Source organism: Acinetobacter sp. 243_ASPC, from assembly GCF_001054715.1.
Taxonomy (GTDB): Bacteria; Pseudomonadota; Gammaproteobacteria; order Pseudomonadales; family Moraxellaceae; genus Acinetobacter; species Acinetobacter soli.
On record NZ_JVOR01000012.1, the window covers coordinates 44,436 to 52,217 of the forward strand.

At 42.0% G+C, this 7,782-nt stretch carries 7 protein-coding genes; 4 read left to right on the top strand and 3 right to left on the bottom strand.

Going from position 1 to position 7,782, the window contains the following annotated elements; translation table 11 throughout:
* Positions 1 to 28: 28 nt before the first annotated feature.
* The 3 genes from dnaK to ADA42_RS01765 all read right to left on the bottom strand — a co-directional run bounded on the left by dnaK (position 29) and on the right by ADA42_RS01765 (position 3,707).
* Positions 29 to 1,975 (bottom strand): molecular chaperone DnaK, encoded by a 1,947-nt coding sequence (dnaK, locus tag ADA42_RS01755; protein WP_004933419.1) that lies wholly within the window; start codon positions 1,973 to 1,975, stop codon positions 29 to 31.
* Between the two features lie 119 nt (positions 1,976 to 2,094).
* On the bottom strand, positions 2,095 to 2,649 hold the full coding sequence (grpE, locus tag ADA42_RS01760; RefSeq protein WP_048763271.1) for a nucleotide exchange factor GrpE: 555 nt from the start codon (positions 2,647 to 2,649) through the stop codon (positions 2,095 to 2,097).
* A 164-nt stretch (positions 2,650 to 2,813) separates the two neighbouring features.
* Positions 2,814 to 3,707, bottom strand: coding sequence for a LysR family transcriptional regulator (locus tag ADA42_RS01765; RefSeq protein WP_048763272.1), 894 nt, complete (start codon positions 3,705 to 3,707; stop codon positions 2,814 to 2,816).
* Positions 3,708 to 3,814: 107 nt separating this feature from the next.
* Between ADA42_RS01765 and ADA42_RS01770 the strand changes: the two genes are divergently transcribed.
* The 4 genes from ADA42_RS01770 (at position 3,815) to ADA42_RS01785 (ending at position 7,567) form a co-directional block, all read left to right on the top strand.
* A complete protein-coding gene (locus tag ADA42_RS01770; protein ID WP_048763274.1) occupies positions 3,815 to 4,678 on the top strand; it encodes an MBL fold metallo-hydrolase in 864 nt (287 codons plus the stop codon).
* A gap of 392 nt (positions 4,679 to 5,070) precedes the next feature.
* Complete coding sequence (locus ADA42_RS01775) at positions 5,071 to 5,307, top strand: hypothetical protein (RefSeq protein WP_004933398.1); 237 nt, start codon at positions 5,071 to 5,073, stop codon at positions 5,305 to 5,307.
* A 468-nt stretch (positions 5,308 to 5,775) separates the two neighbouring features.
* Positions 5,776 to 6,891 carry an alpha/beta hydrolase gene (locus tag ADA42_RS01780; RefSeq protein ID WP_414629805.1) on the top strand — a complete coding sequence of 372 codons (1,116 nt, stop codon included), beginning with the start codon at positions 5,776 to 5,778 and terminating at the stop codon, positions 6,889 to 6,891.
* A 115-nt stretch (positions 6,892 to 7,006) separates the two neighbouring features.
* Positions 7,007 to 7,567 (top strand): peptidylprolyl isomerase, encoded by a 561-nt coding sequence (locus tag ADA42_RS01785; RefSeq protein ID WP_048763279.1) that lies wholly within the window; start codon positions 7,007 to 7,009, stop codon positions 7,565 to 7,567.
* Positions 7,568 to 7,782 lie beyond the last annotated feature (215 nt).

The following is a 7,782-nucleotide window of genomic DNA, read 5'->3' on the forward strand; positions in this document are numbered from 1 at the left end:
ATCGGACGCTTTTTCAAAAAACGATCAATTATTTTTTGTCGTCTTTCACTTCAGTGAATTCAGCATCGACAACGCCATCATCTGCTTTTTGTTGCTGACCAGCTTCGCCGCCTTGGAATGCATTTGGATCAAAACCTTGTGCACCACCTTCAGCGCCTTGAGCTTGCTCATAGGCACGTTGCGTGATTGGCATCAAAATGTTTTGTAGCGCTTCAGTTTTCGCTTTGATCGCGTCTACATCATTTTCTTTAGTAGCTGCTTCAAGTTCAGTCACCGCAGTTGCAACAGCAGTTTTTTCATCTTCAGTCACTTTGTCGCCAAGATCTTTCACTGCTTTGTTTGAGCTTGAAATTAATGCATCAGCTTCGTTACGCGCTTTTGCAAGTTCTTCAAACTTACGGTCTTCTTCTGCGTTTGCTTCTGCATCTTTGATCATTGCTTCGATTTCAGCATCAGACAAACCTGAATTTGCTTTAATCTGGATCGATTGCTCTTTACCTGTGCTCTTGTCTTTTGCAGATACTTTCAAGATACCGTCGGCGTTGATGTCAAAAGACACTTCAATTTGTGGCACACCACGTGGCGCAGGTGGAATGTCACCTAATTGGAAGTTACCCAACAATTTGTTTTGTTGAGCCATCTTACGTTCACCTTGGTAAACCGAGATATCTACAGCAGGTTGGTTGTCAGCAGCAGTCGAGAACACTTGTGATTTCTTCGCAGGAATCGTGGTATTTTTCTCGATAATTGCTGTGAGTACGCCGCCCATAGTTTCGATACCCAAAGTCAATGGAGTAACGTCAAGAAGCAATACGTCATTTTTGTCGCCAGACAATACTGCACCTTGAATTGCAGCACCGATTGCCACAGCTTCGTCCGGATTCACGTCTTTACGTGGCTCTTTACCGAAGAACTCTTGTACTTTTTGTTGTACAAGTGGCATACGAGACTGACCACCGACCAAGATCACGTCAGAGATGTCAGAAGTCGAAAGACCTGCATCTTTAAGCGCAATACGGCAAGGTTCAATGGTGCGCGCAACCAAGTCTGCAACCAAACCTTCAAGTTTTGCACGAGTAACGTTGATCACCAAATGTTTCGGACCAGTTGCGTCAGCCGTGATGTACGGCAAGTTGATTTCAGTCGCATTCGATGAAGAAAGCTCAATTTTTGCTTTTTCAGCAGCTTCTTTCAAACGTTGTAACGCAAGCGGATCATTTTTCAGATTCACACTTTGTTCTTTCTTGAATTCTTCAACCAAGTATTCAATCAATGCGTTGTCAAAGTCTTCACCACCTAGGAAAGTATCACCGTTGGTCGATAACACTTCGATTTGCTGGTCGCCATCAAGGTCAGCAATTTCAATGATCGATACGTCAAATGTACCACCACCCAAGTCGTAAACAGCAACTTTACGGTCGCCTTCTTTCTTGTCCATACCAAACGCAAGTGCCGCAGCAGTTGGTTCGTTGATGATACGTTTCACATCAAGACCTGCAATACGACCAGCATCTTTAGTGGCTTGACGCTGTGCATCGTTAAAGTATGCAGGAACAGTAATCACCGCTTCTGTTACTGTTTCGCCAAGATAGTCTTCAGCCGTTTTCTTCATCTTTTTCAAGATTTCAGCAGAAACCTGTTGTGGCGCTAATTTTTTGTCGTTTACTTCAACCCAAGCATCACCATTGTCTGCTTTGATGATTTTGTAAGGGACTAAGCCGATGTCTTTTTGTACGGCTTGATCTTCGTAACGACGACCGATTAAACGCTTAATGGCGAACAATGTGTTTTTAGGGTTCGTAACCGCCTGACGCTTTGCAGACTGACCTACCAAGATTTCGCCATCTTTGTACGCAATGATCGATGGTGTCGTACGCGCGCCTTCCGCGTTTTCAATTACTTTAACTTTATCGCCCTCAAGTACAGCGACACATGAGTTGGTTGTACCTAAGTCAATACCGATAATTTTTGCCATGAGTTCAATTCCTCAAAATTTTTTTGCAATATTTTTGCTTGTTATCCGATATGAGAGTGAATTGATTTTTTTCAAGCATTTTCATCAAAAAAAATCAAAACACGTTCCGATTTATTCAATTATTGACCGACAGTCACCATGGCTGGGCGCAACAAACGACCTGAAAGGGTGTAGCCTTTTTGTAAGACATTGCCAATCTCACCGGCCTTCGCTGTTGGATCAATCCCGACAGCCTGATGCAGGTCGGCGTTGAAGCCGTTCGAGGTATCTACTGCAACCACTTCAAATTTTTCAAGCGTGGTGGTCAATGATTTCAAGGTCAGCTCAATACCTTCAACTAAAGGTGTTTTTTCGTCGCCCGCAGCCTGAATGGCGCGCTCAAGGTTGTCGACTGAGTCGAGTAAGCCTTTTGCAAATTTTTCAAGCGCAAATTTTTTGGCGCTGTCTGCTTCACGTTCAGCGCGTTCTTTTACTTTTTCAGCTTCGTAAATGGCATTGGCTGCGCGTGCTTTTTCAAGCTTGAGGCTTTCTTCTAGCTTGCTGATCTGAGCTTGCAAATCTTCAACGCTAATCTCAGCGACCTGCTCGGTTTCTTCAGTTTGAGTGTGCTCAGTGTTAAGTGCTGCTTGCTCTGAAGATAAGTCTTGAGCCTGCTCGTTTTGCTCATTAGCCATTGATGATCTCCGTTTAAAAGGGTTCTTAAACATGTACAGTCCTTTGGGCATCAGTGTTTGTAACTGCAAATTCCTGAACTGCCACGAATTTTGTTCATTTGTGAATAATCATAGAGGTATGGGCATTGCTTAAAAATTCAAGTCATAGAAAACAGATAAAAAAATTATTCTTCACAATTCAGGTAATTGCCCAGATGTTCCATTAAAAATGCAATCAAAATCTGGGTCATGTGCGGCAAATGCTGTCGAGAGGCATACACCAGTGAGAGCGATAAATCGATTGCGGTATACTCTGGTAAGACACGAACCAGTCGACCCATTGCCAAATCTTGCTGTACCAATAAACTGGGCAACATGGCAATGCCTTGACCATTTATACACATATCATATAAAGCATTCACATCATTACTTTTAAAGCTGCTCTGGATTGGATAATTTTGCGGATGCTGCTCGGCATCAATGAGCGTCCAGTACTGACTATAATGTTGATGACTGATACAGGCGTGTTGCAATAACTGGCTCGGATGGTTCAATTCAGGTGCTTGAGCCAAATAGTCTGGATGGGCACAAAAGGTCGAAGCAATGGTGTAAATGGGGCGTGCAATCAAGCCATCGGCAATTTTCTGCGTAATGCGCAGCGCCAAATCGATATTGCCGTCGATTAAATCCAATGCATTTTCTGTGAGCGTTAAATCAAACTGAATTTGAGGATAAGCTGCCTGAAAGGCACGTAAACAACGATTCAGTCCCAACTGGTACAAAAACAAACCGCAGGTAAGACGAATGCTGCCGCTTTGTTGTTCATGCGCGGCTAAATCATGCAGTAACAACTGCTGCTGTAAAATATTTTCACAGTAACGCAGTGCTTTTTCACCCGATAGCGTTAGTGAGATTTTACGGGTATTACGTTGAAACAAGCGAATCGAGAAGGTGTGCTCTAAATGATGGAGATAACGTGACACCATGGCGCGCGAATAATCCAGCTGATCGGCAGCTCTGGCTAAACTGCCATGATGAGCAATTGCGACAAAAACCCGCATGGCTTTTAAAGTATCCATCATTAACCACATTATTGTTGCAAGATATGCAACAGTTTATCTTGAAAATGCCGATTTATTAAACACAAGTTGCAGCTTAAAGTGTATTCCATCTTTAGGAGACACACATGAATTTTATTAAAAATACCACACTTGCTGCCGCCATAATGACCAGCCTTGCAGTCAGCACGGCTTTTGCTCAAACCGTGACGATTAAAAGCTTTGTGGCACAGCCAGAGCATTTTGGTGTGACCTCGACGCTCATTGAAAATGATAAAGAAGTGATGCTAGTCAATGCTCAGTTTTCTAAATCTGAGGCACTGCGTCTTGCGGCCGAAATACTCGACAGTGGTAAAACACTCAATACCATTTTTATCAGCTATGGCGATCCAGATTATTACTTTGGTTTGGATGTCTTAAAACAATACTTTCCGGCAGCCAAAATTTTAGCTACACCAGAAACAGTGCAGCATATTCAGCAAACTCAGGCCCTCAAAGTGAACTACTGGTCACCTCTTATGGGCGCAAATGCCCCTTCAAAGATCATCGTGCCCGAAATTTACCGAGCTAAAACTTTGAAACTTGGAAATCAAAAGATCGAAATCAAAGGCAAAAATGAACTGACGTATTTATATATTCCAGATGCCCAAGCTGTAGTGGGCGGAATTGCTGTATCGTCAGGCATTCATTTGTGGATGGCGGATACACCGCGCACTCAAGACCGTCAAGCCGTACTAGAGACCTTAAGCAGTATTCAGGCGTTACATCCGAAAGTCGTGATTCCAGCACATATGGCAGCGCATGCACCACAAGATTTGGCTGCGGTTAATTTTTCGATTAATTACATCAAAGATTATGAAAAAGCCGTTCAGGCCAGTAAAACATCGGCCGACGTGATTCAAATCATGCAACAGCAGTATCCCACTTTAACTGAAAACAGCAATCTGGAACTGGGTGCAAAAGTGGTTAAAGGTGAGATGAAATGGCCCTAATCAAGATCTGCAGATGCAGAACTTTTTTTAAAAAAAGCCTGCATGAAATACAATTCACATAGCGAACGGTATCTGAGCCGCGAAAATCATTGTTTCGCGGCTTAATCTTCTTTGTATGGTTTTTATGAATATATGTGAGAACAGGTTTATGCGCTAAAAAGCATAAAATTTCAAAAAACATCAAAAAGATTAAAAAATTACGAGCTTTTAAAGCAAAACATGAAGGTTTTTATGCAAAAAAATCGATTAATAAAAAATTTCACAATCGCTACTGGCAAGCCTAAAAACTCCAACGAATTGTGCGAGCACCACTAAAAAAAATTGGGAATGATAGGCAGCGCAAAGTTGGACTTTGCATATTTTTAATTTGTCATAGTGAAAGGAAAGATCCCATGAAAAAATTAGCGCTTATGTCGTTGGTGTGTGCCGGTGTTGCGTTAACTGCTGTAGGCTGTGCCTCTGAAGCCGGTTTGAATGCATCTGGTTCTGCTCAAACAACATCTAGTCCGCAAGCCGGAGTACAAGGTGGTGTTGCAGCTGAAGCGGGTGCTTCAACTCAAACTCAACAGCCTGTACAAGCAGCGCCTGAAATGGCACAGCCGTCTACTGACGCCTCAACAATTCAGTAATATCAGCGTACGGGTCACTTAATTAGATCGTTTATTTGCCTTCAGGATGCCACCTAGGCGAAAAACTTAACCTGATCAAAGCTGCTACTGAGATCAAGTGTCTACATAAGATGACAGTCGACGAAGAAATAACCTACAGCTTGCGCAGGAATCTCCTCTGGGTAAGCATGAGGTATTCGATTAAGATGTTTGAAAGCGAACAGGATGTTCACTCTGGTTTGTTTATCAATATGTCACAACGGATTGTGCAGTAACAAACCCATCAATAAACCCCTAAGTCACCCGATGATTTAGGGGTTTATTTTTTGTCGATTGAACGACCACCTCAATTTGATTTGATGTTTATGGGCAAATCATGAAAAATCCGTGTTTCTGCGGTCAATGACATTTAACAAAAACCGTCTACGTTTAATAAAAGCAACACAGAACAGGCTTGATTGCCACTTTTAAACAAGAATATAGTCATACATGACCCACATATGCCAAAAATATAAACATCGAAGGGAGACAGCGGTGGTTGCCATTACTCAAAATATTCAGGAACTACTTGAAAAAGGTCAGGGGCCTGCGGCTCGTGTTCTCGATAAGCTTCCTTCATTTGTGCAGGAATCGCTTGTCCGCGTATTGGGCTATCCCTATCAATATCCGCAGTTAGACAGTTTTACCAAATGCCTTATGGCTGTCCAGCTTAAACAAGGTTTGGTCGGCTTTATTGGTTCCGATGTAGAGCAATCTCGTCAAGCGTTTGAGCTGCAAATGCAAACCATTCGGCGTAAACCCACCGCTGTTGCATCTGTCGAGGATATCCGTCTACCTTTGCAAAGCGGAACGATATTTGCGCGGCATTATCATCCCGCACCCAGCAAAAAATTGCCGATGATTGTGTTTTATCATGGAGGTGGATTTGTCGTTGGTAGTGTAGATACCCATGATGAAGCGTGTCGCTTGATTGCAAAATACAGTCAAGCTCAGGTGCTCAGTATTGAATATCCGCTCGCTCCCGAAGTTTCGCCGCAACGTTTAATTCAGTCTTGTGAAGATGCCTTAGCTTGGATTTATCAAAACAAACGTCATTTTAAAATACTAAAAAATCAGATTGCCGTGGCAGGTGATAGTGCGGGTGGAAATATCAGCACCGTTGTTGCTCAGCGTGCGATTGGGAAAGTTTATGCGCCTGATGCACAGTTCCTGATTTATCCAGTAGTTGATTTTAAAAGCCGTCACCCCTCATTTTATGCCTATAAAGATGGATTGGTGTTGACTGGAAATGATGTCGACTATGTGACTGATTACTATGCAACAAAGCATGCTATACATTTAGATGATCCAATTATTTCACCTACCTATGGTAATTTCAAAAAAATGGCGCCTGCCTATATTGTTACGGCCGGACATGATGTCTTGCATGATGAAGGTGAGATTTACAGCCACAAGCTACGTCAAAATGGCGTTAAAGTACATTTTGAAGAGTATCTCGATCAAACACATGGCTTTATTAATCTAACGCCAGTATCGCATCAAGCCAAAGCTAACCTAATTCAGATGAGTCGCGGTTTTCGTAAGTTTTGGAACAAATATGCTTAAATGCTGAATCCGCTTTATACCTTAGGTCAACAAGTCTGGTCTTCACTGATCATCAGATGAGTTGATTAGATGGGTGCCTAAGGCTTATTTTTTGAATGATGTATCAGGAATTAAAATGCTCAAACAATCGTTATGTTTATCTGCTGCTTTGCTCATGAGTGCGCATGCGCTTGCTAATACTCAGGTAGAAATGAAAACCACACTGGGCAATATTGAAATTGAGCTATATGATCAAAAGGCACCTGTTTCAACAAAAAACTTTGAAAACTATATTAAGAGTAATTTTTATAACGGCACGATTTTTCATCGTGTGATTCCAGGTTTCATGATTCAAGGCGGTGGGCTAGAGTCCAACATGAAAGAAAAACCAACGGCTGCTCCCATTAAAAATGAAGCATCAAATGGTTTGAGTAATACACGCGGTACACTGGCAATGGCGCGAACCAGTAATCCAAATTCGGCCACCAGTCAGTTTTTTATTAATGTGGCAGACAATACCTTCTTAAATGCATCATCGCGTGATGCAGGTTATGCAGTGTTTGGTAAAGTGACCAAGGGTATGGATGTGGTCGATAAAATCGCAAATGTACCTACTGCCAATGTGGGAATGCACCAAAACGTACCTAAACAAGCGGTAAAAATCTTGAGCGTTCAAATAAAAACCACACACAAATAAAAGCAAATAAAATAAAAGAGAAATATTTATTTCATATTTCTCTTTTATAATTAGAGGTTTAGGTTGTTATTTTGCAATTTTTGCATCAAGTTGGTGCATAAAAATAGAACACTCGACAAAACAAAGGTTTAAAAACACTTGCGTGCCAAAAAAAATCTCCTATAATGCACTCATCCCGACGCGATACACGAAAGCAACTTAGCTTACAGGGTTAA